General features: G+C 34.8%; 16 protein-coding genes and 1 tRNA gene. 11 read left to right on the top strand and 6 right to left on the bottom strand.

Going from position 1 to position 22,991, the window contains the following annotated elements; genetic code table 11:
* Positions 1-7 precede the first annotated feature (7 nt).
* From infB to ABWU48_RS05295, 3 genes are all read right to left on the bottom strand, one after another.
* On the bottom strand, positions 8-2,332 hold the full coding sequence (infB, locus tag ABWU48_RS05305) for a translation initiation factor IF-2 (protein ID WP_264705815.1): 2,325 nt from the start codon (positions 2,330-2,332) through the stop codon (positions 8-10).
* Positions 2,333-2,341: 9 nt separating this feature from the next.
* A complete protein-coding gene (gene nusA / locus ABWU48_RS05300; protein WP_353288327.1) occupies positions 2,342-3,904 on the bottom strand; it encodes a transcription termination factor NusA in 1,563 nt (520 codons plus the stop codon).
* Between the two features lie 88 nt (positions 3,905-3,992).
* The gene (locus ABWU48_RS05295; protein ID WP_353288326.1) at positions 3,993-7,067 is read right to left on the bottom strand and encodes an efflux RND transporter permease subunit; all 3,075 of its coding nucleotides are present in this window, start codon (positions 7,065-7,067) and stop codon (positions 3,993-3,995) included.
* A 175-nt stretch (positions 7,068-7,242) separates the two neighbouring features.
* Between ABWU48_RS05295 and ABWU48_RS05290 the strand changes: the two genes are divergently transcribed.
* Positions 7,243-7,965 (top strand): hypothetical protein, encoded by a 723-nt coding sequence (locus tag ABWU48_RS05290; protein ID WP_138264854.1) that lies wholly within the window; start codon positions 7,243-7,245, stop codon positions 7,963-7,965.
* Positions 7,966-7,968: 3 nt separating this feature from the next.
* Here ABWU48_RS05290 and ABWU48_RS05285 read toward each other — a convergent pair whose 3' ends face one another.
* The gene (locus tag ABWU48_RS05285) at positions 7,969-8,706 is read right to left on the bottom strand and encodes a glutamine synthetase (RefSeq protein ID WP_010963182.1); all 738 of its coding nucleotides are present in this window, start codon (positions 8,704-8,706) and stop codon (positions 7,969-7,971) included.
* 326 nt (positions 8,707-9,032) lie between these two features.
* Between ABWU48_RS05285 and dnaA the strand changes: the two genes are divergently transcribed.
* Together dnaA and ABWU48_RS05275 are read left to right on the top strand one after the other, a co-directional pair.
* Entirely contained in the window at positions 9,033-10,433 is a 1,401-nt protein-coding gene (gene dnaA, locus ABWU48_RS05280; RefSeq protein ID WP_353288325.1) for a chromosomal replication initiator protein DnaA, read from the top strand.
* 37 nt (positions 10,434-10,470) lie between these two features.
* A protein-coding gene (locus tag ABWU48_RS05275; RefSeq protein ID WP_209472412.1) for an IS5-like element ISWpi1 family transposase occupies positions 10,471-11,303 on the top strand; the annotation gives its coding sequence in 2 pieces (ribosomal slippage) (positions 10,471-10,840 and positions 10,840-11,303; 834 coding nt in all).
* Between the two features lie 58 nt (positions 11,304-11,361).
* On the opposite strand, the gene ABWU48_RS05270 is transcribed toward ABWU48_RS05275, so the two are convergent.
* Positions 11,362-12,636 carry a metallophosphoesterase gene (locus ABWU48_RS05270; RefSeq protein WP_209473146.1) on the bottom strand — a complete coding sequence of 425 codons (1,275 nt, stop codon included), beginning with the start codon at positions 12,634-12,636 and terminating at the stop codon, positions 11,362-11,364.
* Between the two features lie 190 nt (positions 12,637-12,826).
* Here ABWU48_RS05270 and ABWU48_RS05265 point away from each other — a divergent pair.
* The 8 genes from ABWU48_RS05265 (at position 12,827) to ABWU48_RS05230 (ending at position 21,041) form a co-directional block, all read left to right on the top strand.
* Positions 12,827-12,914 (top strand) — tRNA-Leu (locus ABWU48_RS05265).
* A gap of 29 nt (positions 12,915-12,943) precedes the next feature.
* Positions 12,944-14,026, top strand: coding sequence for a GTP cyclohydrolase II (locus tag ABWU48_RS05260; RefSeq protein WP_264705811.1), 1,083 nt, complete (start codon positions 12,944-12,946; stop codon positions 14,024-14,026).
* Positions 14,027-14,098: 72 nt separating this feature from the next.
* Positions 14,099-14,779, top strand: coding sequence for a virB8 family protein (locus tag ABWU48_RS05255; protein WP_151807683.1), 681 nt, complete (start codon positions 14,099-14,101; stop codon positions 14,777-14,779).
* Positions 14,766-15,566, top strand: coding sequence for a P-type conjugative transfer protein VirB9 (gene virB9 / locus ABWU48_RS05250; protein ID WP_353288520.1), 801 nt, complete (start codon positions 14,766-14,768; stop codon positions 15,564-15,566). Before ABWU48_RS05255 ends, virB9 begins: the two co-directional genes overlap by 14 nt.
* 16 nt (positions 15,567-15,582) lie before the next feature.
* Positions 15,583-17,043, top strand: coding sequence for a TrbI/VirB10 family protein (locus ABWU48_RS05245; protein ID WP_010962301.1), 1,461 nt, complete (start codon positions 15,583-15,585; stop codon positions 17,041-17,043).
* Position 17,044: 1 nt separating this feature from the next.
* Positions 17,045-18,037: a P-type DNA transfer ATPase VirB11 gene (virB11, locus tag ABWU48_RS05240; protein WP_010962302.1), complete on the top strand. Its 993-nt coding sequence runs from the start codon at positions 17,045-17,047 to the stop codon at positions 18,035-18,037.
* 30 nt (positions 18,038-18,067) lie between these two features.
* The gene (locus tag ABWU48_RS05235) at positions 18,068-20,071 is read left to right on the top strand and encodes a type IV secretory system conjugative DNA transfer family protein (protein WP_353288324.1); all 2,004 of its coding nucleotides are present in this window, start codon (positions 18,068-18,070) and stop codon (positions 20,069-20,071) included.
* A gap of 121 nt (positions 20,072-20,192) precedes the next feature.
* Positions 20,193-21,041, top strand: a complete 849-nt coding sequence (locus ABWU48_RS05230; RefSeq protein WP_353288323.1) for a P44/Msp2 family outer membrane protein — start codon at positions 20,193-20,195, stop codon at positions 21,039-21,041.
* Positions 21,042-21,205: 164 nt separating this feature from the next.
* On the opposite strand, the gene prmC is transcribed toward ABWU48_RS05230, so the two are convergent.
* Positions 21,206-22,045, bottom strand: a complete 840-nt coding sequence (gene prmC / locus ABWU48_RS05225) for a peptide chain release factor N(5)-glutamine methyltransferase (RefSeq protein WP_010962305.1) — start codon at positions 22,043-22,045, stop codon at positions 21,206-21,208.
* Positions 22,046-22,991 lie beyond the last annotated feature (946 nt).

Here is a 22,991-nt window from a genome sequence, read left to right as displayed (position 1 = left end):
CCAGCTACTATAACACCCTTTCTTCTTGCACTAATTGATAAGCTTCCAAAATATCTCCAACTTTAATATCGACATTACCCTCTAGTGATACTCCGCATTCAAAGTTTACACCTACTTCTTTAACATCATCTTTAAATCTACGTAGTGCTTTTAACTTTCCTTCATGCACCAATTTGCCACCACGCATTACCTTAATTAAAGAATCTTTTTTTATGACTCCATCACTTACATAACATCCAATGATATTACCAGCTTTAGATACATTAAATATTTGCCTTACAGATGCAGAACCAACACGAACCTCTCGTGTAACAGGCTTTAACATTTTAGTTAAATACATTCTCATGTCGTCAATGAGCTCGTATATTATGTTATAAGTATGTATTTCTATACCTTTTTGTTTTGCCAAGTCCCTTATTTTTGAGTCCACTTTTACATTAAAAGCTAAAATTACTGCACTTGATGCTTCTGCAAGCAGCACATCTGAATCTGTTATCCCTCCTACTGCTTTGTGTAGGATATTTAATTTCACTTGGTCTTTACCGAGTTTATCAATTGAACTTGATATTGCTTCAATAGAACCAGTTACATCGCACTTTAAAACTACAGATAGTTCTTCTGTTTCGCTGTTATTACGACTGAATATATCTAAATTATTGTCGCCCAAATCTTCTTTCTTTTTCTTGATTAACTCTAGCCTGTATTCAACAATTTCACGCGCCTGCTTTTCAGAATTTACAACAACAAATTTATCTCCAGCATTTGGTACACCATTTAGACCAGTAATTTCAATTGGAGCAGAGGGTAGTGCTGCTTTTTCTCTTTGACCAAGGTGATTAACCATACTACGTACTTTACTGTATGTTGTACCAACTACCAATATATCACCAACCTTTAACGTTCCTTCCTCAACTATCAATGTAGCTGATATTCCTTTCGCTTTATCTATTTTGGATTCTATTACCCATCCAAGTGCTCGACAATCTTCTATTGCTTCTAGCTTCATTAATTCAGCGATTAACAAAATCGTCTCTTCTAGTTTATCTAAATTAGTTTTCTTTTTTGCTGATACTGGCACAATCATAACATCACCACCAAGCTCTTCAGGAATGAGATCATATTGAGGTAAGCTACTCATTACTTTCTCCACATCACCAGGCTCAGATTTATCAATTTTATTAATAGCAACTATAATAGAAACATTTGCTGCTTTTGCATGATTTATTGCTTCAACTGTTTGTTTCATGATTCCATCGTCAGCTGCAACTACTATTACAACTATATTAGTAATATTGGCACCACGTGCACGCATCGCAGTGAACGCTTCATGTCCTGGTGTATCAATAAAGGTAATTTTTTGCTTATCTTTTGTCGTTATTTGATAAGCACCTATGTGTTGAGTTATGCCACCTGACTCTCTTTCTGCAACATTAGATTCACGAAATGCATCGAGCAATGAGGTTTTACCATGATCGACGTGTCCCATAAAAGTGACGATTGGTGGTTTAGGTTTTTTAGGCAGGCTTTCTCTGCCTTCTATAAAAAATAAATCTTTTTCTCTGTTGGTATCGCTCACTCGTTTAGCCGTATGATTAAATTTTTCCACTATTTCACATGCTATATCTGGATCCACCAGATCATCTACTCTATAACTCTCACCGACTTCTTCTTTGAACATTTTTAGCACACTCTTGCTATCTTCTGCCATGCGAATAGATAACTCCCTGATAGTTATTTTGTCTGGTATAATAACTTCTCTTGATATATTTTTACCCTTAGTAAACTTTGACTTTCTACCTCTTATACCAAACCTTTGCTTAAATACAGGGGGTTGTTCAGTTTTTTCATCTATTGCCTGTGCAATTACCAGTTTAGAATGCTTAGAATATATATCTTTGTTGACTTTAAAAGACTTTTTATCGTTGTCCTCATGGTCAATACTATCTTCTTTTGGTTCAACTAAGTGGGTATTACTTAAAACTTGCTTATTTATTTCCTTAGATAAAGCGTCCGCTTCATTTTTCTCGTCAATCTCTTTATTGCTGTCTTCTTTTGCTGTTTTCTCTTTTTCTTCTCTCTGATTTCTTTCTTTCAGCAAAGCAGCATTCTGCACAGCATTAATGCGAAAAATTTGTTCTTTCTCTGTTAAAGAACATAATTTACTCTCGTCAAATAAATTATGTTCTTCTGCATCATGAGATTTTTTTCTTCTTTTTTTTACTACTGTAGCTCCAGTACTTGGGCTAGCTGAAGAGTTTAAATTGAGGTCTAATTTAAGCTTGCTTAAACCTTGGAGCGTTAATTTTTTATCACTGATATCTTCATTATTCATATTATTTTATTATATTAATCCAAGCTTTTTACGTGCTTCTATGATTATTGAATCTACTGTATCTTTTAGATCTTCTTTGCTATCGGATGAGGAAGAGAGTATGCTGCAAAACTCATAACTTGATAAATCTGCTATGTCCTCTAAAGTCTTAATATCATGCTTACTAAGAGCAATTTTATTGTCTATTGATAAAGTTAAATTGATTACATCATCCTCCATACCTAAACTTTTTAGCTCTTCTATTTTTCTATCATTTTCTGCTTTCAGGTACTTATTTGCTCTATTGTGAAGTTCGTTTGCAATATCTTCATTAAAGCCCTCTATTGAAGCAAGCTCTTTAATTGAAGCGCTAGATATGTCTTCTACACTTGAAAAACCTTCTGTTACCAATAGCTGACCCATAATCTCTTCTAAGTTTAAAGCTTCAGCAAATAAAGCTGAACATTGACTAAGTTCTTTACTTCGCCTTTCTGATTCTTGCTGAGTGCTTAATATCTCAATTTTCCATCCAACAAGCTCTGAAGCTAATCTTACATTCTGGCCCTTTTTTCCTATCGCTAAACTCAATTGATCTTCAGCAACTATTAACTCTATGCAATTTTCATTTTCATCAATAATAACCTTCGATACTTCTGCAGGAGTAATGGCTTTAATAACGAATTGACCCAAATCTGAGGAGTAATTTATAACGTCAATTTTTTCACCATTTAATTCGTGTATAATAGTTTTTATTCTATCTCCCTTAACTCCAACACAAGCACCTACTGGATCAATGTTCTTGTCGGGAGAGAAAACGGCAACCTTAGACCTTGAACCAGCATCTCTAGCTATACCTTTAATTGTCACTAATCCGTCAGCAATTTCTGGTATTTCTTGATTTAATAATGCCTCCAAAAAGCCTTCATGAGTCCTAGAAAGAATAATTTGACGTCCATCATCAGAGCGCTTAACAGTCTGTATGTAAGCTTTAACCTTATCACCTTCACGAAATGATTCACCACCAGTTAAATTTCGCAATGGAAGATATGCCCTAGTGCCATTTATGTCTATAATAAGATCTGAATATTCTACTTGTTTAACAATACCATACCTTATTTCTCCCACTTTATCTTTAAACTCCTCATATTGCTTTTTTGACTCTTCATCTTTCATTACTTGAGCAATCTTTTGCTGGGCAATTCTTGCTGAAGCAAGATCAGTGTTAAGAGAGAGCAATTCACTAACAGTATCTCCAACTTTTGCATCTCCTTTTATTAATTTAGCTTGTGTAAGCGTAATTGATTCACACTCAGTATTCTCTTTTTCATTTGATTCATCATCAATAACTTTTAGTTTTCTATATGAAGTAACTTTGCCTGTGTTTCTATCTATATCAACTACAATTTTACTTTTGCTACCATATTTTTGATGAGCCACTGCTTCTATAGCACTTTCTAGTGCCTTTATTACAACATCAAAATCTAAACCTTTTTGAAGTGAAAGCTCTCCTGCTGTTTTTATTACATCAAGGCTTCCAACTATGTTATTCTTGTTACTTTTCTGCTTAACACTGCTTTTACGATTAGCAATCATAATAAATAAATCCAATGTAATTAGTTATAATTATAGCTCCAACGGGCAAAGAACACTATCTTAAATGTTAAATGATTGCTAATTTAAGTCAAGTTTTTTCATGTTTTTGTATAACAAGCAACGCAGGAGTAAAGAATAAAGTTAAAACCGTTGCAGCCAATATTCCACTTGCTATGGTTGTTGAAATGTCAACCCACCACTGGCTTGATGGAGCATCATATGTGATTTGTAGCGTAAAAAAATTGATATTTAACCTGGTAATCATCGGTATTAAACCAAGAACTGTGGTTGCAACGGTAAGCAATATTGGCCTAACGCGAGAAATTGCAGCGTTTATTACACATCGCTTGATGTCATTTTTGTGTACCTTAATTTGATGATGAAAGGCATCAAGCAATAGTATGTTATTATTCACTATAATTCCTGCCAAAGCAATTATCCCCACTCCACACATAACAACTACGAAAACTTGTTGGATAAGAAAGAAAACAAAAAACACACATGTTGTGGATAAAAACACTGCTGTCATTACGATAAATGTATGGTATACATTATTAAACTGTGTCACTAATACCAATATCATTAGTGTAATCGCTAATATAAAAGCCTTTAACAAAAATGCTCCTGATTTTTGTTGATCTTCTTTGTCGCCTTTAAAATCAATTTTTACTCCCTTGTCCCAATCCTGGGCAATAGAATTCTGAATGAACTTTACTCTTTCATCAACAAGATAGCCAGTATCAACGTCAGCAGAGATTGTCACTGTGCGTAATCCATCAATCCTGTTTAGTTTGTTTACCTTTTTTTCGGGAGCATATTTTACTATGTTGCTCATAGGATACGGGCCATTAACTGTATTGATAAAAAGATTGTCTATAGTCTTCATATTGCGGTCCTTTCTGGGGAAACGGAGTACAATATCGATTTCTTCATCCGTGTTATTTGGTCTATATTTTCCAATCAATACTCCATTTGTAACCATCTTTATAAAATCGCCAATGGTTGCAACACTTACTTCAGAGCTTGTAGCCTTACTCTTATCAACACTCATATTCCACTCTATTTCAGGTGCTGATCTGCTATCTTGAATATTTATAAACCCGGATGAAGGTTGGTTCATAATTTCTAGAATTTTCTCTGCTGCTAAATTCAAACTGGATACACTCCCGCTGAGGTTAATTTGTATTGGCTTGTCAGCCGACGGTCCTGGCTTTTCCTCTTGAACATTAATTATTATTCCTTTCATGTCTTGCACACTGCTCCTTATATCATTTAGTATGTGCTTAGCTTTGCGCCTGAAGCGCCAATCCATAAGTTCTAGTTGTATTCTGGCGATAACGTTGTCTGAAAATGCTCCTGATCTAGCATAAGAAACATGAATTTCTTTTTCAATGCTCAAAATGCGTTCTTCCACTTCTTTGAGTATCAGATCTCGTTCTTTGGCTGATAAGCTTTCTTTTGCTTTAACACTGATTAAAATATTATCTGAATCCACTTTCGGAAAAAACTTTACTCCAGGACCAAAAGTAAAGTACAGCACACTAAATGAAAACAAAACGAATACAGTAGCACATACGAATTTTTTAGGATGATCCAAAACCTTCTCTAGCATGCGTACGTAAGCTCTTATTATAGGCCCAGCATTTTTTATTTCACCACTTTCTATAGCACTCATTTTTTTTATTTCTTTTTTTGAAGTTATCGAAGGCTTACCAAATATTGCACCAAGTGTTGGTATAAAAACCAAAGCCATAATGAGCGATCCAGTCAAAGTTAGGATTATTGTAATTGGTATGTACTGCATGAATTTACCAACAGTATCAGGCCAGAATAATAGAGGAAAAAACACTGCTAATTTAGTTAACGTTGATGATAGAACCGGATAAAACATATCACGAACTGAAGTGTAAAAAGCTTCTACTTTGTCCATTCCGCAGATCATCTTTCTATCGGCATATTCGCTGATCACAATTGCATCATCAACCAGCATGCCAACAGCCATAATTAAACTGAAGAGCACAACGATATTTAAGGTTATACCCATAAAGTAAAGAGCTATTATCCCAATGAGAAAGGAACCGGGTATCGAGAGTGCCACAAGAATAGCAATCCTTGTTCCCATAGAAAGCATCATTATGATCAATATTAACAACACAGCAAATATTATGCCGTTTTCCAAGTCATCAAGCACATCGCGGACGTTTTTTGACTGGTCGTTTAAGTACACCACTTTTAAATTTTCAGGTAATTGATCTTTTGCCTTATCCATTAAGTATTTTACTTGATTTACTGTGTCTATTATGTTTTTTCCGTTACGTTTTGAAATTCCTAGCACGACACTAGGTAATCCATTAATGCGAGCAAATCCTTGGTGATCCTCAAACCTAGCGTATACTTTTGCTATATCTTTGATTCTCAAAACTGCATCGCCTTGAGATCTAATAGGAATATTCATAATATCTTCTATATCTTTTAATAACCCTGATATTTTAATCGAATATTTACCGGTATCATTTTCCAGTGACCCAGCTCCCACTAGTCTGTTATTGCTTGATATAGCTTGGAATATTTCGTTTGATTGAATGTTATATTTTGTTAGAACTGTGGGCTCAACTATCACTTCCACTGTTTCTTTACGCATACCTGCCACTTCAACTTTGAGAACATTTGGCAGAGATTCTATTTCTTTCTTTAGCTTGCGTGCTATTTCAGTTAAGGCTCTTTCTGGCAAATTACCAATTAAGCCGACATTGAGTATCGGAAATAAGCTCAAGTTTATTTCATTGATTATCGGAGATTCCGCTTCAACAGGTAACTTCGATTTTATGTTTGAAAGCTTTGAACGGACATTATCGAGCACTTCTTTATTATCATACTCTGTTCCAAATTCGAGTATCATGTGAGCACCATCATTAGTTGCAAAAGCTCTCAATTCTCTTACACCTTCGATGGATCTTAGTTCATTTTCTATAGGAAGCACTAATAGCTTTTCACTATCTTGAGCAGAAATCCCAGGAAGTCCAACAAACACGCTGATTATAGGAATCTGTATACCAGGATTGCTTTCCCTTGGCATTTTTACATAAACGTATGAACCGAAGATAAAAATTACTATAAGTAATAATACCACCGCCCTGTTTCGCTCTATGAGTAAGCTCTGCATGTTGAATGTTAGCTGAATATGTGCGTTTGTACAATATTATAGTCGAGATACATTGCATATTAATTAATCCTTGTGTAGCTTTAAAACTTTACGCAAATAATTAAAATTTTTGCAAAATTGCAAGTATAAGAAAATTTCTGTATAATAATTCTAGAGCAGTATTTGAGAGGTTATTATGGTGGCAATTCTAAATATAACAAAAGGCAAAAATAAAGTTATTGTGTCTGGATTAGCTGGAGCTTTATCAGCTTTAATATTTTTAACAGCAATCCACATTGCCGCAAAGATAGCCATTATCGTTTCTGCTGCTGCAGTTACTTACTTATTACTTTCGCTGATTCATAAAATAAGAACTAAAAAAGAACAGCCTGCTGAAATTACTGGTGTTTCAGGAGATGAAGGTGAAGAAAAAGGTACCGTAAAAGAACCAAAAAGAACTGAAACTGAGCTAGCAGAAGAAATAATAAGGAAAAGAGCAGAAGAGCGCATGGAGAAAGGATCACTTGGTGGCCCTATAAATGCGTTTGGCGAACCAATTCTTGATGAATTTAAGAACACTGAAGGCAGTCATTCTGCTGATTATACAAAAACTATGGTAGTACCTGAGAAAATTATTCTTGACATGTCAGATGATAGAAATCCTGCACAAAATAACTCTAGCTCTATAAAGAATCAGATGAAATCTCTCCCTGAACACATGGATGTATCTGGTAATCCACTTCCTGAGCAGCCACCGAGCAACCTTACCAATATAGGGCTTGGATCATCTAAAAGTACGCAGAAACTATCTGCTGCAGACTTGCTATTACAGTATGGGAATGTAAATAATGATGTGAGGAAAGTGCTAGAATGGCCAATTACCTCAAAGGAGTTTAATGGGTTAGGGTTTAACAGGTAGTTGCTATATCAAACTCTCCATCTTATATTGAGGATCAGATGCGATGCCATACACTCTATTTGGCGGAGCAATTTTGTTCTCTATACCAAAAACTATACCTTCAATTATTGCTGTGAGTACTTTTTCAAGGTTACAATCTGTTCCAGGAACACGGTGCTCTAGGCGGCATCTTTTGGAATCGTTGCCAAAATAGGGAATTCTTATCGCAGCAGTTCTGTTATTTACTCCCCAACTAATCGTAGTTGGAGTGTGAATATCCGGATACTGAAATCTTAAATATGAATCATCATTTGGAGCAAAAAACAACATATGTTTTTTCATCATTGCACATAATCCACCAATACTATGAATCAGATAGTCACTGTACTTTTGCTCATTGATATAAAATAAGTTACCGTTATTTGAATTCACGAGATTAACATGCACATTTAATGCACTGCCTGCTCTATCCAAATAAGGCTTTGCTTTAAAAGAAACATTCCCACCTAGTTTTTGTGCTGTTTCAGTAAGTGATTGTTTTGCTAACTCAAAATGCTTAATTAAATTGTAGGAGTTCGTATAACAACCACTTTTTATCTCATACTGATGTGTAGAATTCTCCTTCTCGCAAGAAAATTCAAGAGATGCTATTTTATTTTTGATGCTATTCAGAAATAAGTATTCTTTTTCTATTCCTTCAATGTAAAACTCTAGTTCAATACCGAATACAGCATAACAACTCAAATTACTTAATATAATCATAAATTTGCTTCAGTAAATCTATATTAGGTTAGCTATATTTATATGAATACTTTACTTATTTGCCAGTAAATTTAACATCTTATTTATACATAATGTATTACTGTTTTTAATAGCATGCTTCTAATCCTCGATACAAGCGACATTTACAAATTTTTCATTTTTTTGAAATAAAAATGATCAATTTTAATGTTTTTATACCCTTTACAACCCATCAAAAAATCACCATAATTTTTAGTATGTATTAAGTAGTATTAGCTTTTCATTTTGCAGTAAGCTATTGATTATCTTATATTTTTCTAATTATTGCTTTTTTCTTGGTGTGGTATATGAACTTAACTAGCCCTAAGGTTTCTACTATGTTTTTTGATCAGATTATTACAGTAACGGATCACAATGTTACTTGGGAAAAAATCCAAAATTGTCTTTATAATCTTTATGGAGAAGCAACATATAATAGCTGGCTGAGTTCACTAAAATTTGTCAGTAGCAGAAATGGGGAAGTTCTTTTATCCGTGTCAACAAGGTTTATAAAAGAGTGGATTACAGTTCATTACATGAAAAAAATATTATCATTATGGCAAAGCGAAGATAAAAGTATACGTTCTATTGATATTCAAGTAATTGAGGAGAGGAATTCAAATTTTAATGTTATACTAAAAAACAGAGAGGAAAGTAATCATAATCTTGGTTCGCCGCTGGATCCAAGGTTCACCTTTGATAATTTTGTAGTGGGAAAGCCAAATGAATTAGCATTTACGGCGGCAAAGCGTGTGGCAGAATCTATAGATCCAATATTAGGCAGCAATCCTTTGTTTCTATATGGTGGAGTGGGACTTGGTAAAACACATCTAATGCATGCTATAGCTTGGCACATAGTCAATTCCCCATCAGCAAAAAGAAAAGTGGTGTATTTATCAGCAGAGAAATTCATGTACCAATATATTACAGCGCTGCGAAGCAAAGATATTATGTTATTTAAAGAGCAATTTAGATCAGTAGATGTATTGATGGTAGATGATGTGCAATTTATCAGTGGTAAAGATAGTACACAAGAAGAATTTTTTCACACTTTCAATGCATTGATAGACCAAAATAAACAATTGGTTATATCAGCTGATAGGTCTCCTAGTGATCTTGATGGAGTGGAAGAAAGAATAAAATCACGACTCGGTTGGGGGTTGGTGGCAGATATTAATGAAACAACTTTTGAATTAAGGCTTGGTATATTGCAGGCAAAAGTGGAGCAGATGAATATGTATGTTCCGAAAGATGTCCTAGAGTTTTTAGCAAGGAACATAAAATCTAATATAAGAGAATTAGAAGGAGCATTAAATAAGGTTACCCATACCTCATTAATTGGAAGAAGTATGACGGTAGAATCAGCTAGTGAAACCCTAATCGATCTTCTTAGGTCAAATCATAGGTCAGTCACAATAGAAGAAATACAAAAGAAAGTAGCTGAATTTTTCAATATAAAGGTTGCAGATATGCAATCCAATAGAAGGCTTCGCAGTCTTGTAAGGCCAAGACAAATAGCTATGTATTTTGCCAAAAAATTTACGCAAAAAAGCCTACCAGATATTGGGAGAAACTTTGGTGGCAGAGACCATGCTACTGTTATACATGCAGTAAAACAAGTAGAAAATTTTATAAAGACCGACTCAAAATTTGCTGATGAAATCAATCAATTAAAAAAAATGTTTAAGAGGTTGTCCGGAAACAAGTAAAAGGCTATAATATCTGAAATTTTAGTACGGGGTAAAGATGAGAAAAAAGTATCCAACAGATCTAAGCGAAAGGGAATGGGCAAGAATAGAAAAACACTTCAGAGTATCATACAAGAAAGGAGGAAGGCCGCCAAAGTATAGCAAAAAAGAAATATTAGAAGCAATTTTCTATGTATTGCGTACAGGGTGTCAATGGCGGTATTTACCAAATGATTTTCCGCTATGGAAGACTGTGTATGAGCAGTTCAGGCAATGGAAGAAGCAGGGAATTTTTGAGAAAATGAATTATGAAATTACAAAATATAGTAGAAGAAAAATAGGAAGGAATGAGCAGCCGAGTGCCTGTATAGTAGATAGTCAATCTGTAAAGACTACAGAAAAGGGGGGATCAAAGGCTATGATGGAAGTAAAAAAGTAAAGGGTAGAAAAAGGCATATAATTACAGACACTCAGGGTTTTATACTAGGTTGTTACGTAGGCGCTGCTAACGAAAATGATAGAGATGGTATTAAAATAGCATTAAACAATATGAGAACAAAATATACTAAAGTTAAAAAAATGTGGGCTGACATGGGATACCAAGGAAGAAATTTAAAGAATCACATAAAGGAAGAATATGACATAGATATTGAAATTGTTAAAAGGCCTCCATGTAGATTTTGGGTGCACAAAGATACGCCACCTGAGCTACTACCAACAAGAGAACAAGGGTTTAAAGTACAGCCAAGAAGATGGGTTGTAGAAAGGACTTTTGCTTGGGTTAATAGGAATAGAAGGCTATCGAAGGAGTATGATTTACTCACAACATCCACTGAGAATTTCATATACCTAGCTATGAGTAGGGTTATGTTAAAGAGGGAATATGCTTGAATTTACTAGTTTCCGGACAACCTCTAAGTAGCGTTTTTAAAATAGCTAATAACAAATCCTAAAATGAATCGACTATAGTTTTAATCCGTTTAAGTTTAAAATCTTCTGTTAGCTTCGCAGAATACATTTCCTTATTGTGTTGATTATAGAAGGTAAATTCGTGATCATCTAAATTTAGTATTGCAAAGCCAAAGCCAAAAAAGTTTCTAACCTCGTGTGCTAAGTAGTTTTTACCATTTGAATAGTCAAATTCTACATTTTGATAAACAGATTCTTGATCTTGAGCGTGTAATGATGCACCACCGTTTCCAACTATAATTTGGTCTGGAACATTATCCATTAATAAAATCTGGGCTATATGAATGTGGCCAGAAATTATGGTAGTAACATTGCTTGGAAATTTATCTCCAAAAGCTTCGATTTGTGTAAGATTACCATGGCTTTTTAATGTCAAAAATTCTTTTTTTGGAGATCTCCAAAGCGGTTTATGAGTTAAAAACCACATGGGCTTGTCAGAACTATTTTGTATCAATTTATCAAATTGCCTCTCAAAAGCATCAATTGTGCTTTGGGTTGTAAAAATATCCTCACCGGATGAAGAGTCGAAGATAAAAAATTTCATCGGTCCAGCATCTAAGGACCAACTAGAAACGAAGTTTCCACATTTTTCAGACGAAAAGGGGTATGAATCTAGATACCTGAACCATCCTTCATAAGCTCTATCACAACTCTCATGGTTTCCACGAACAAAAAGGAAAGGGGATTGTGATAAAATATCCTTTGCAGGCTCAAACCAATCAGCGTACCAAACTTCTTTATTATATCCATAAATATCGCCACACTTTTTTGTATTTCTACATTTTGTTTGTCTATAATGATAATCACCAACATGGATAATTAAATCTGGTTTATGAAGGGCGATTGAATCTAAATTTTTTTTTAAAGGCCAGCTATCTACCGAATTACATTCCTGCTGAAATAACATATTTATTCTACAGCCCGTGTCACCAATGAAAGCAATTTTATTAACCTTTTTTGGTAATATAGGAACCCGTAGATCCTCAATACTAATGTTTTTGGCACTTGTTTGTACTGTCAGTTCACAAACTGTTTCGTTATGATCACCATTGTTAATTGAGCTGCGATTCAGCATTTCTGTTTCCTCGCCATCAACATAAACAATGGGACACATGTCATTGTCCGTAATTGCGCGTATGCTTAGTTTATTTTCTGGGATAACTTGAGACCATGTGTATAATATTTGTGCATGGACGAAATGAAAGCTAGTTATAAGAGAGAGAGCTAAAAAAATAAAGATATTAGCTATATTCATTTGTATAAAAACCTAAGTTAAAAATTAGTAGTAAGGTTATCTTAAATGATTAAAATTTATAATCACAAAATTCATAATCAAATTATACAAACAATTTCTAAATTATTCTAGTATCAGATTGACACTCTAGATGAAAAATTCTAAAATGATTAAGTAATTTAAAATAATTATATAAAAACTAGAATATAGTGCGGCCGTGGTGGAATTGGTAGACACGCAGCGTTGAGGTCGCTGTGGCTCATAAGGCCTTGGAAGTTCAAGTCTTCTCGGCCGCACCAGTTTTTATCGCTGTTTAATATGGGTAAAAATGTTTATAGGAAATCAGAGTAGCAATAAGGTAGAAAGAGCTATCAGCGAAATCAGGCGCGGTCGGCCAATTGTAATATATGATGAAAGTAATTACCTATTGTTTGCTGCTGCTGAGGCTTTAGAAAGAGATTTATTTAATCAATACAAGCTTACATCAAGTAATGTATATGTTACTTTAACTTCAAGTAAGGTAAAATACATATCTCAGAATAAAGAACATAACAGCAAACGTCTGTTGGTGAATAATTTTGATGAACTGCTCTATTTAATAAACTGTTCAAAGGAAGATTGCATAAAAGAGTTGCAATGCTCAAAGACAATAGATGAATGTGCTATTGCCTTGCTTAAGTTCTCAGAATTATTGCCATACGCGTTAGTGGCTGATATGACTTTTGAGAATAACCATGAAATGCGAAATTGGTGCGAGAAAAATGACGTTATTGCACTGGACACGTCATTCATAAATAATTTTCAAGAAAATCAGGATGTATATGAAGTGTGCAAAACATCATTATTTTTAAAACAGACTCAAGAAGTAAATATCATATCTTATAGAACCGAAAGTGGTGGAAGAGAACATCATGCAATTATCATTGGCAATCCAGATAAAGATGACGAACCATTAGTGAGAATTCATTCTTCGTGCTATACGGGTGACTTGTTAGATAGCTTGTCATGCGATTGCAGAAGTCAGTTACATCAAGCAATTCAAATGATAGCTGACTCTGGAAGTGGTATTATATTGTATTTGATGCAAGATGGAAGAGGCATTGGTTTAACTAATAAGTTAAGATCGTACAGTATGCAAAGAGGACATAATCTTGATACTGTTGATGCAAATAGAATATTGGGTTTTGAAGATGATGAAAGGAGTTTTGCTGTTGCAGCTAAAATGCTTAAGAAATTGAACATTAACAAAATCCAATTACTTACAAACAATGATAGGAAATTGTCAGAATTGGAAAGTAGTGGTATAGGAGTTACAAAGTGTCTACCACTTATTGTGGAACGTAATAAATATAACGATTCATATATGGAGACAAAGTTTGGTAAATTAGGCCATAGATTAAGAGTTTTTTAGCTTTTTTGCTGTAACTACTTTGTTAATTTGCTATGTTTATTAACATAAGTTAAGATTTTTAGGAATACTAAAATGCTAAGATTTTTTAAGCGAGAAAAAAATACTGAATCCTTAGATAAGGATATAAATTGGAATTCAAACCGCTACAGCACAGTTATTGCTCAAAGGAATATTCTACTTTTATTTGCATTAATATTATTAGCAACGATCTCTATCAGCATATTAGTCATATTTAAAATTAGCACAAGTAGCACTATTGAGCCATTTGTTATAGAAATTGACAAGAAATCAGGAATAGTGCAATTGGTTGATCCTGTCACAGTAAAACAGTATTCTGCAGATGAAGCGCTAAACGATTATTTTATTTCAGAGTATATAAAAGCAAGGGAGGTTTTTGATCCATATCATTATAATTATAACTATTATACAAAGGTGAGGTTGTTTTCCTCACCTAATGTGTATAATGAATTTAGAAATTATGTAGGATCGCAGAATATGGATGATCTTTTTAATTTATATTCAGATACCAAAAGTGAATTTAAAATTCGCTCAATTCAAAAGTTGGGTAACGATGCTCTTCAGGTGAGATTTTTTGTGGAATTTACACGGAAAGATGGAAGTTCTACGAGAAAAAATAAGATAGTTATTATGTCATATAGATATGCATCGCTTGAAATGGATGATCAGCAAAGATATATTAACCCATTAGGATTTCAAGTTATTTCATATAGAGTAGATGATGAATATGTATAGGATATTATTAGTTTTAGCTTTACTTGTAAGTGGCAATTTAAACGCATCCATTAATTATAATGAGACTATTTCTATAGATAGTAGAATAAAGACTTTTGTGTATAGCCCTAATGAAGTATTTACGGTGGTTTTTAGTCAGGGTTACTATTCTTATATTGAATTTGCGGAAGGAGAAAAAGTTAAAAATATCGCTGTTGGTGATGCATCAAGTTGGAAAATTAATCCTTATGACAATAAATTGCTTATCATGCCATTTGAAGTTAGTAGTCGCACTAACATGATTATTACGACAACTAAAAAAAGAAATTACATTTTTGATTTAATCTCAAGGCCAAACTACGATAAATACCCGGATACTGATGCTAAGAAAGTAGATCACGATTATTCTGCTGAAAAGGATATATCTTACGTAGTACGTTTTTATTATCCTCAAGAAGAAGGTGAATTTGATGTTGATTTAGATGAGGTTTCTTTACCTACTCAAATGCAATATACTACAGACAAGCTAGAAAAAATAATACAAGAAAATGATACGAAGTACAATTATACATATATTGATGAAGGTGGTAATGCGGATATAGTTCCGATCGAGTTATTTGATGATGGTTATTTAACCTATTTAAAATTTAGAAATAATAATAAAATACCTCAGGTTTTTGTAGAAGGGGAGGATAAACCTTGTAAAAGGCTGTTATTTGATGATTATGTTATAATAAAAGGAGTACATAAAAAGCTATTTATGCGTTATGAAGATGGTGAAGTTGAAATTATAAATAGGTCACTTTAGCTGTGGTACATGCAATATGAATAAAGAAAGGCGTAACAATTCAGAAGATGAATCAGAAATAGAGAATAAGGTAGTAACAGTTGGCTCTAATCAAGGTCATAGGGCATTGATGGTCATTATTTTAGTGCTTCTGGCTGGTGGAGTGTATTATCTCTATTTTAGTCCTTCTCCTAAAGAGGGTTCAGAAGTTATTAAAAAAGAGGAAACAAAGCAAAACGTTCAAGAATTGAAAGGAAAGTTGGAACAAGTTCCAGATAATGTAATGGTTCCTGAAAGAATAATAACTGATCCCTTACCACCCTTACCTCCTCTTCCTACACCACTAATCATACCAGAAATAAAACAAATTAGAAAAGAAGAAGTGATGAAAAAAGAAGAAGAGAAACCAAAAGAAACTCCTGTGTCAAATATACCTATTTTGCCAAAGCAAAATTTTCCTTCTAGTAATGTTATGGGCAATTTACCTACCTCGTTTCCTACAATAGGGGGTGGCGGTTATCCTAGAGACAGACGTAGTGCACAGATGTTGACAATTTCAGGTGGTAGTGGAGAGAACAAGGCTGCTGATGCTATTTTATCCGACACTTCAGCACAATCGAGCAAAGCTACCAGAGTAGGAAAGCTTGGTTTAATGATTACTCAAGGTAAAATTATTGATGCTGTTCTTGAAACTGCAATAAACTCTGATCTGCAAGGAATGCTGCGTGCTATGGTGAGTAGAGATGTTTATGCAGAAACTGGTGATACAGTTTTAATACCTAAAGGCTCAAGATTGATAGGCAGTTATTCATTTGACTCGAATGTTGCTAAATCTCGTGTAAATATAAACTGGAATAGAGTGATTCTGCCACATGGAATAGATATTGCAATCTCATCACTTAGTACTGACGAGCTTGGTAGAGCAGGAATAGCAGGAATAGTTGATAACAAAATAGTAAGTGCGTTATTCTCTTCGGTGACACTTGCTGGTGTTTCGATTGGTTCTGCTGTTATAGGGCAAAAGGCTTCTAATCTTGTTGATACGCTAACTGTCAGAGATGCAGTAAAGTCTATCACTGCAACCGAAATAGATTTTTCTTCTCTCCAACTCATTATTGACCCAGAAAAGAAGATATCTAGTGACAAATGGAAATTAGGCCTTGGGGCTATCGGAAGAATTCGGAGTGCCAAAAGCAGACAAGATTTACTAAAAATAATGAAAGAGGAAATAGCAAAAGCACTAGGAATTGAAGAAGACGAGGTAAATATAAGCCTGGAAATTGTAAATCAACTGTTAGAACAAATTCAAAGAAAAAGCAAGTCTGTTTATGATGAAGCAATCGGGAAATCAATCGAGGATTTTTCTAAAGATATGCGGGATGTAGTGGGCAGATATACAGATAAAAAACCAACTATTTATGTTGATCAAGGCACTGCATTGAAAGTATTTGTTAACCAAGATATAGTATTTCCTCCACAGGCAATATTAAATCAATGAAATGAACTATGCTGCACTTGATACATATTTGGAGCCATTACAAGGCATATTTCAAGAAGAAGGCGTAAATGAAATATCAATAAATAAGCCAAAGGAAGTATGGATTGAAAATCGCGGTGAAATAAGGTGTGAAAAATTAGAAGTATTCGATCTTAACCATTTGAAATCTCTTGGCAGACTGATTGCTCAAGCTACAGAACAAAAACTTAGCGAAGAAGCGCCGTTACTTTCGGCAACATTACCAAATGGTTATCGTATACAGATAGTATTTCCGCCAGCATGTGAACCTGATAAAGTAGTCATGTCGATTCGTAAGCCTTCTAGCATGCAGTTAGCACTCGATGATTACGAAAAAATGGGGGCTTTTTCTGAAACTGTTACAGAAGCAACTGATAATCCAGTTGACCGTCATTTGGATTTATTGTTAAGGCAAAAAAAAATAAAAGAGTTTTTAGAATACGCTGTAATAAGTAAGAAAAATATTATAATTAGTGGTGGAACTTCCACTGGTAAGACTACTTTTACTAATGCTACTTTGCGTGCTATTCCAGATGAGGAAAGAATTATTACTGTTGAGGATGCAAGGGAAATCGTTTTGAACGATCATCCCAATAAAGTCCATCTAATTGCCTCTAAAGGAGGGCAGGGCAGAGCAAAAGTAACCACTCAAGATTTGATAGAAGCGTGCTTACGTTTAAGGCCAGACAGAATAATAGTTGGTGAGCTCCGTGGAGCGGAAGCTTTTAGTTTTCTTAGGGCGATAAATACTGGTCACCCTGGATCAATATCAACCCTTCATGCGGATAGTCCAACAATGGCCCTTGAGCAAATAAAACTGATGGTTATGCAAGCAAACCTTGGCATTCCTCCAGACCAAATTATACCATACATTAGAAATGTGATTGATATTGTTATTCAGCTAAAAAGAACCGGTGGGGGCAAAAGAAGCATTTCTGAGATATTATTTACTAGATCTGCGAGCGAAAATGCTTAAATTTATACATAAGTTAAGGAAGAGTAGTTTATGAGTAATGGAAATCACCTACGTAATATTCTCATAGGAGGTGTAGTAGCTTTTAGCGTACTTGAGTTTTGCTTCTATCTATCTGGTATATTGTTTGTTCTGTTTGCTGATGGTCCGGATGCTGTGGATTTTAAGGCAATTAATCCTAGTTTGACGCCTTTCCCTCAAGCTCTTTGGCCAACGATTTTTGATCATATACAATATTGTTGGCATCATCCAGAGTTATATAGCCTTGAGCTCAAAATCACATTAATTATATCTTCTGCACTGCCTATCATTGTTTTAATGATTATCTTATGGAATTTAAGAGAAAGGATAATTGAGTGGCGACCATTTAAAAAGAAGGAATCACTTCATGGAGATTCGCAGTGGGCATCAGAGAAAGACATACGAAAAGCAGGATTAAGAAGCAAAAAGGGATTATTGCTTGGTAAAGATAAAAGAGGATACTTCATTTCTGATGGGTTTCAGCATGCATTGTTATTTGCACCTACAGGTTCTGGTAAGGGTGTTGGCTTTGTAATTCCTAATTTATTATTTTGGACTGACTCGGTAATTGTACACGACATAAAATTAGAAAACTATGAAATAACAAGTGGTTGGCGAGAACGACAAGGACAAAAAGTATACGTATGGAATCCAGCGCAGCCAGATGGAATAAGTCACTGTTACAATCCATTACAATGGATTAGTGAAAAACCTGGGCAGATGGTTGACGATGTGCAGAAAATAGCTAACCTAATCATGCCTGAACAAGACTTTTGGCAGAATGAAGCAAGAAGCTTATTTGTTGGAGTGGTATTATACTTACTTGCTGCACCAGAGAAAGTTAAATCTTTTGGTGAAGTTGTGCGTACGATGCGTAGTGATGACGTGGTTTATAATCTTGCTGTTGCTCTTGATACAATGGGTAAAATACTACACCCTGTAGCATATATGAATATTGCAGCTTTTTTACAAAAAGCTGATAAAGAAAGGTCAGGTGTTGTATCAACCATGAACTCATCACTTGAATTGTGGGCAAACCCATTGATTGATACTGCAACTGCGTCAAGTGATTTTAATATTCTAGATTTTAAAAAGAAGAAAATTACAGTTTATGTTGGTTTAACTCCTGACAACTTGACTAGGCTCAGGCCTTTAATGCAGGTTTTTTACCAACAGGCAACTGAGTTTTTATGTAGAAAATTGCCATCGGATGACGAGCCTTATGGCGTATTGTTTTTAATGGATGAGTTTCCTACACTTGGAAAAATGGAGCAATTTCAAACAGGTATTGCATATTTTCGTGGTTATCGAGTTAGGTTATTCTTAATTGTTCAAGATACTGAGCAGCTCAAAGGAATATACGAAGAAGCAGGGATGAACTCCTTTTTGTCAAACTCGACTTACAGAATAACTTTTGCAGCCAATAATATTGAAACAGCTAATTTAATATCGCAACTTATAGGAAACAAAACTGTACAACAAGAATCGTTGAATAAGCCTAAATTTTTAGATTTAAATCCTGCTTCAAGGTCATTACATATCTCTGAAATACAGAGAGCATTGCTATTGCCTCAAGAAGTTATTATGTTGCCACGTGACGATCAGATAATTTTAATAGAGTCGACTTACCCAATTAAATCAAAGAAAATTTTGTACTACAGTGATACCACCTTCACAAGAAGGCTGCTCAAACAAACTCGTGTGCCTACACAAGAACCATATGACCCAAACAAAGTTCTTTCTGCCGCTGCGAGCAAAGATAAGGTTAATAACGAGGGGAATAATGTTCTTGAGGGACCTAATTCAGTTGATTATCCTGCTGAAACTAAAACCGAAGATGCAGTATATGATGAATCAGATGAATTTGCAGACGGAGATATTGATGATGAAGATATCGACGATAAGTTTGAAGATGATGACGAGGAAGATGAGGATAGGAGCGATGATGGGTTTGATGACGAAGAAAAGGAGGATGAATTTGAAGATGAGGATAAATTAAAAAATGACGAGAAGTAAGGTTAACTTTGCCTATTTTTAGCTCAGAAAAGTGCAAGTTATGCAAATAATTAGGTTTTTCATATTAAGCCATTTTTAATTAATTAGTATTAGATTAGCTATTTTAACTAGGGGAATAATAATGATTAGTAAAAAAACATTAGCGGTTACAGCATTTGCTTTATTGTTGTCACAACAATCTTTTGCAAGTGAAACAGAAGGGTTTTACTTTGGTAGTGGGTATTACGGTCAATATTTAAATAACACAAGCGTACTAAAAACAAGCACTACAGGTATCAAAAATTTGTCTATAAATGACAGGGGTGCTCAGAACACAGAAGGTCAGTCACTAAGTGAGTATAAAGGAAATTATAATCCACCTTTTGCTGCAAATGTGGCATTTGGTTACACAGGAGAATTGGGTAACAACAGCTATAGGGCTGAATTGGAAGGGATGTATTCTTCTGTAAAAGTGGATAATATTGGTTTAACAAGTAGCCAAATAACTGTTTCATACCTAAAGGAGACTGGTGAGGATCCTAATAAAGAAACTTATCTCTATAGTGCTGCAGTTAGTCATGACCAAATTGAGAACATATCTGTAATGGCAAATGTTTATCATCATTGGAAAAGTGACCGTTTCTCTTTTTCTCCTTACGTTGGTATTGGGATCGGTGCAACAAGAATGACGATGTTTGAAAAACCGTCAATAAGACCCGCAGGTCAATTAAAAGCTGGCTTTGACTATCGCATAAACGAAGATGTAAATATGCATATTGGATATAGAGGTTTTGGTGCTATTGGTAGCGATATTAAGCTTACAGCAAAAAGGTTAGGACAAGTGGTAGACGACCCTAATAATGATAAAAAAAAGAAGCTTAATCCTAGCTCAGGTAGCAAAGTAACTGAGGAAATAAATATAGGTAATCAACTATTTCACACACACGGTATAGAGGCTGGTCTTACTTTCCATTTTGCCAGCAAAGCTTAAACATGTTGCCCTTTAAAAAATGCATAAAACCGTTCCTGTCGTCCTATGGCTTGACCATAGGATCTAGTTAAATATAGATCCAAGTAGTCACGCTACTTGGATGACTAGGTAGAGGGTACTGGGATGATATAGGATAATATGGGATGAAGGCAAAAAAACATTAGCTATGTTCTTTTCACAACAATGCATCTCTTCATTCCCGCTAAGTCATATACATATTCCTGAAAAGCTAATTCGTATGAGGGGATTATTTTGTCAATATTGCTTTGATCTTCACCTATCTCCAATATCGCAAACCCATTTTTTTTAAGGCACTTTCTCAATATTGGAAAAATGCTCAAGTAACAGCTCAAACCATCAATACCACCATCAAGGGCAATTCTTGGTTCCTTTTGCACTTCAGCTTGCAAGTCTTTCAATTTGCTTCTTTTAATATATGGAGGATTACTGATTATAAGATCGAATGAACCTCTGCACTCTGTCCACGAACTTGGAAATATTTTGGCTCTGCTGAGAAGATCATGTTTTTTTGTGTTCTGATAGGCAACTTTATATGCTTCCAAGCTTTTTTCAAAACCGACGCCAACAGCATATTCATACTCACTAAGTACGGATATCAATAAACAACCTGTGCCTGTACCAAAATCTGCAATTTTTAGTTTCTGTTTTTTGTTTGGGTAATATTTTAACACTGCTAGGATTATTGTTTCACTATCTGGCCTTGGATCTAAAACATGCTGGTTAACTATAAAATTTTTACTCCAGAATTCACGATTACCTATTATTTGCGATATTGGATATCTTTCCGCTCTTTTTTTTGTTAATTTCCAAAATAAAAGTTCTTTCTCCATCGGCACTTGATCAGCATGGTTCACAATTATAAATGATCTTTCCACTCCAAGTACGTGCTGCATGATGATTTCACAATCTAAATGTGGTGATTCAACTTTATGTGACGATAATAACTCCGATCCTTCTTGAATTAAAGTGCTGATTGTTTTCATTATTCTAAAAATATGTTTCTTTCAGCCAAAAATAGCAAGATGAGCTTCCAGTTTAGGGTAGCTGCACTAAATCCCAGTGTCAAGCACGCAGCTGTACGAACATTGCAATTTGCAGATCCAAGTAGCTTGACTACTTGGATCCAGCTAAGTTGGTGAGCATAAAAGTATAGCTAATGCGAGCTTTACGTCATACCGTCACGGTATCTCTAGATTCCGCTAACACGTAGCGGGACGACGAGGTCAGGGTGTCATCCTAGTACCTTCTCCTGTCATCCCAGTGCCCTGACTACTTGGATCCAGGAAAAAGAATGGTGTCATCCAAGTAGCCTCCCTCCCCTGTCATCCCAGTGCCCAGACACTGAGATCCAGAAAAGTTTGCTTGTAAGCAAGCAAACTAGCACAGAAAGTGGTTACAACATTTTCGATGAGATTATATGGAAAACTGGATTCCAGTGTCAAGCACTGGAATGACACCTTCCTGCCCAGTTCATGTTGCCATAAATATTAAGAAATTTACCAAGCAAAAAAAAGGCAAAAGATATCCCGTATTAGCTAGTTGTCACTCTCTAATCCTGCAAATTGGCGTACTATACTGTCTTAAACGCTTTATAAGCGCGTTTCAGCTTATATAGGTAAAAACCCAGAAATGTTGTGAAGAAGTAAAGTGTGCATAGTGCAAAAAATTAAAAATAAGACGCCAATTACGTAATACTGTTGTCATTTAATCTGCACAGATTGAAGATAAATAAATACCTTCAGTACCATGATAATGGGGCTGGCGAAGGGTGTCAAGTAAGTTTTTTCGTTTCTACTGAATGACAGTTGTGGCTTGGGAGGTAGTGCAAGAAGTCTACTGATGGCTTTCAAGGCAGTTGAGCTTAATTATTAGAGTAGTAATGTTTATTTTTATATTGACTATTGAGGTTTATTATTTTATAACTAAAAA

The sequence above is a fragment of the Wolbachia endosymbiont (group A) of Tromatobia lineatoria genome (assembly GCF_964028565.1).
Lineage (GTDB): Bacteria > Pseudomonadota > Alphaproteobacteria > Rickettsiales > Anaplasmataceae > Wolbachia > Wolbachia pipientis.
This window is presented reverse-complemented; position numbering and strand designations above follow the sequence as displayed.

Bases quoted from the DNA above. Each gene is read 5' to 3' on its own strand.
- infB (WP_264705815.1), bottom strand. From the start codon at position 2,332: ATGAATAATGAAGATATCAGTGATAAAAAATTAACGCTCCAAGGTTTA.
- nusA (WP_353288327.1), bottom strand. From the start codon at position 3,904: ATGATTGCTAATCGTAAAAGCAGTGTTAAGCAGAAAAGTAACAAGAAT.
- ABWU48_RS05295 (WP_353288326.1), bottom strand. From the start codon at position 7,067: ATGCAGAGCTTACTCATAGAGCGAAACAGGGCGGTGGTATTATTACTT.
- ABWU48_RS05290 (WP_138264854.1), top strand. From the start codon at position 7,243: ATGGTGGCAATTCTAAATATAACAAAAGGCAAAAATAAAGTTATTGTG.
- ABWU48_RS05285 (WP_010963182.1), bottom strand. From the start codon at position 8,706: ATGATTATATTAAGTAATTTGAGTTGTTATGCTGTATTCGGTATTGAA.
- dnaA (WP_353288325.1), top strand. From the start codon at position 9,033: ATGAACTTAACTAGCCCTAAGGTTTCTACTATGTTTTTTGATCAGATT.
- ABWU48_RS05270 (WP_209473146.1), bottom strand. From the start codon at position 12,636: ATGAATATAGCTAATATCTTTATTTTTTTAGCTCTCTCTCTTATAACT.
- ABWU48_RS05260 (WP_264705811.1), top strand. From the start codon at position 12,944: ATGTTTATAGGAAATCAGAGTAGCAATAAGGTAGAAAGAGCTATCAGC.
- ABWU48_RS05255 (WP_151807683.1), top strand. From the start codon at position 14,099: ATGCTAAGATTTTTTAAGCGAGAAAAAAATACTGAATCCTTAGATAAG.
- virB9 (WP_353288520.1), top strand. From the start codon at position 14,766: ATGAATATGTATAGGATATTATTAGTTTTAGCTTTACTTGTAAGTGGC.
- ABWU48_RS05245 (WP_010962301.1), top strand. From the start codon at position 15,583: ATGAATAAAGAAAGGCGTAACAATTCAGAAGATGAATCAGAAATAGAG.
- virB11 (WP_010962302.1), top strand. From the start codon at position 17,045: ATGAACTATGCTGCACTTGATACATATTTGGAGCCATTACAAGGCATA.
- ABWU48_RS05235 (WP_353288324.1), top strand. From the start codon at position 18,068: ATGAGTAATGGAAATCACCTACGTAATATTCTCATAGGAGGTGTAGTA.
- ABWU48_RS05230 (WP_353288323.1), top strand. From the start codon at position 20,193: ATGATTAGTAAAAAAACATTAGCGGTTACAGCATTTGCTTTATTGTTG.
- prmC (WP_010962305.1), bottom strand. From the start codon at position 22,045: ATGAAAACAATCAGCACTTTAATTCAAGAAGGATCGGAGTTATTATCG.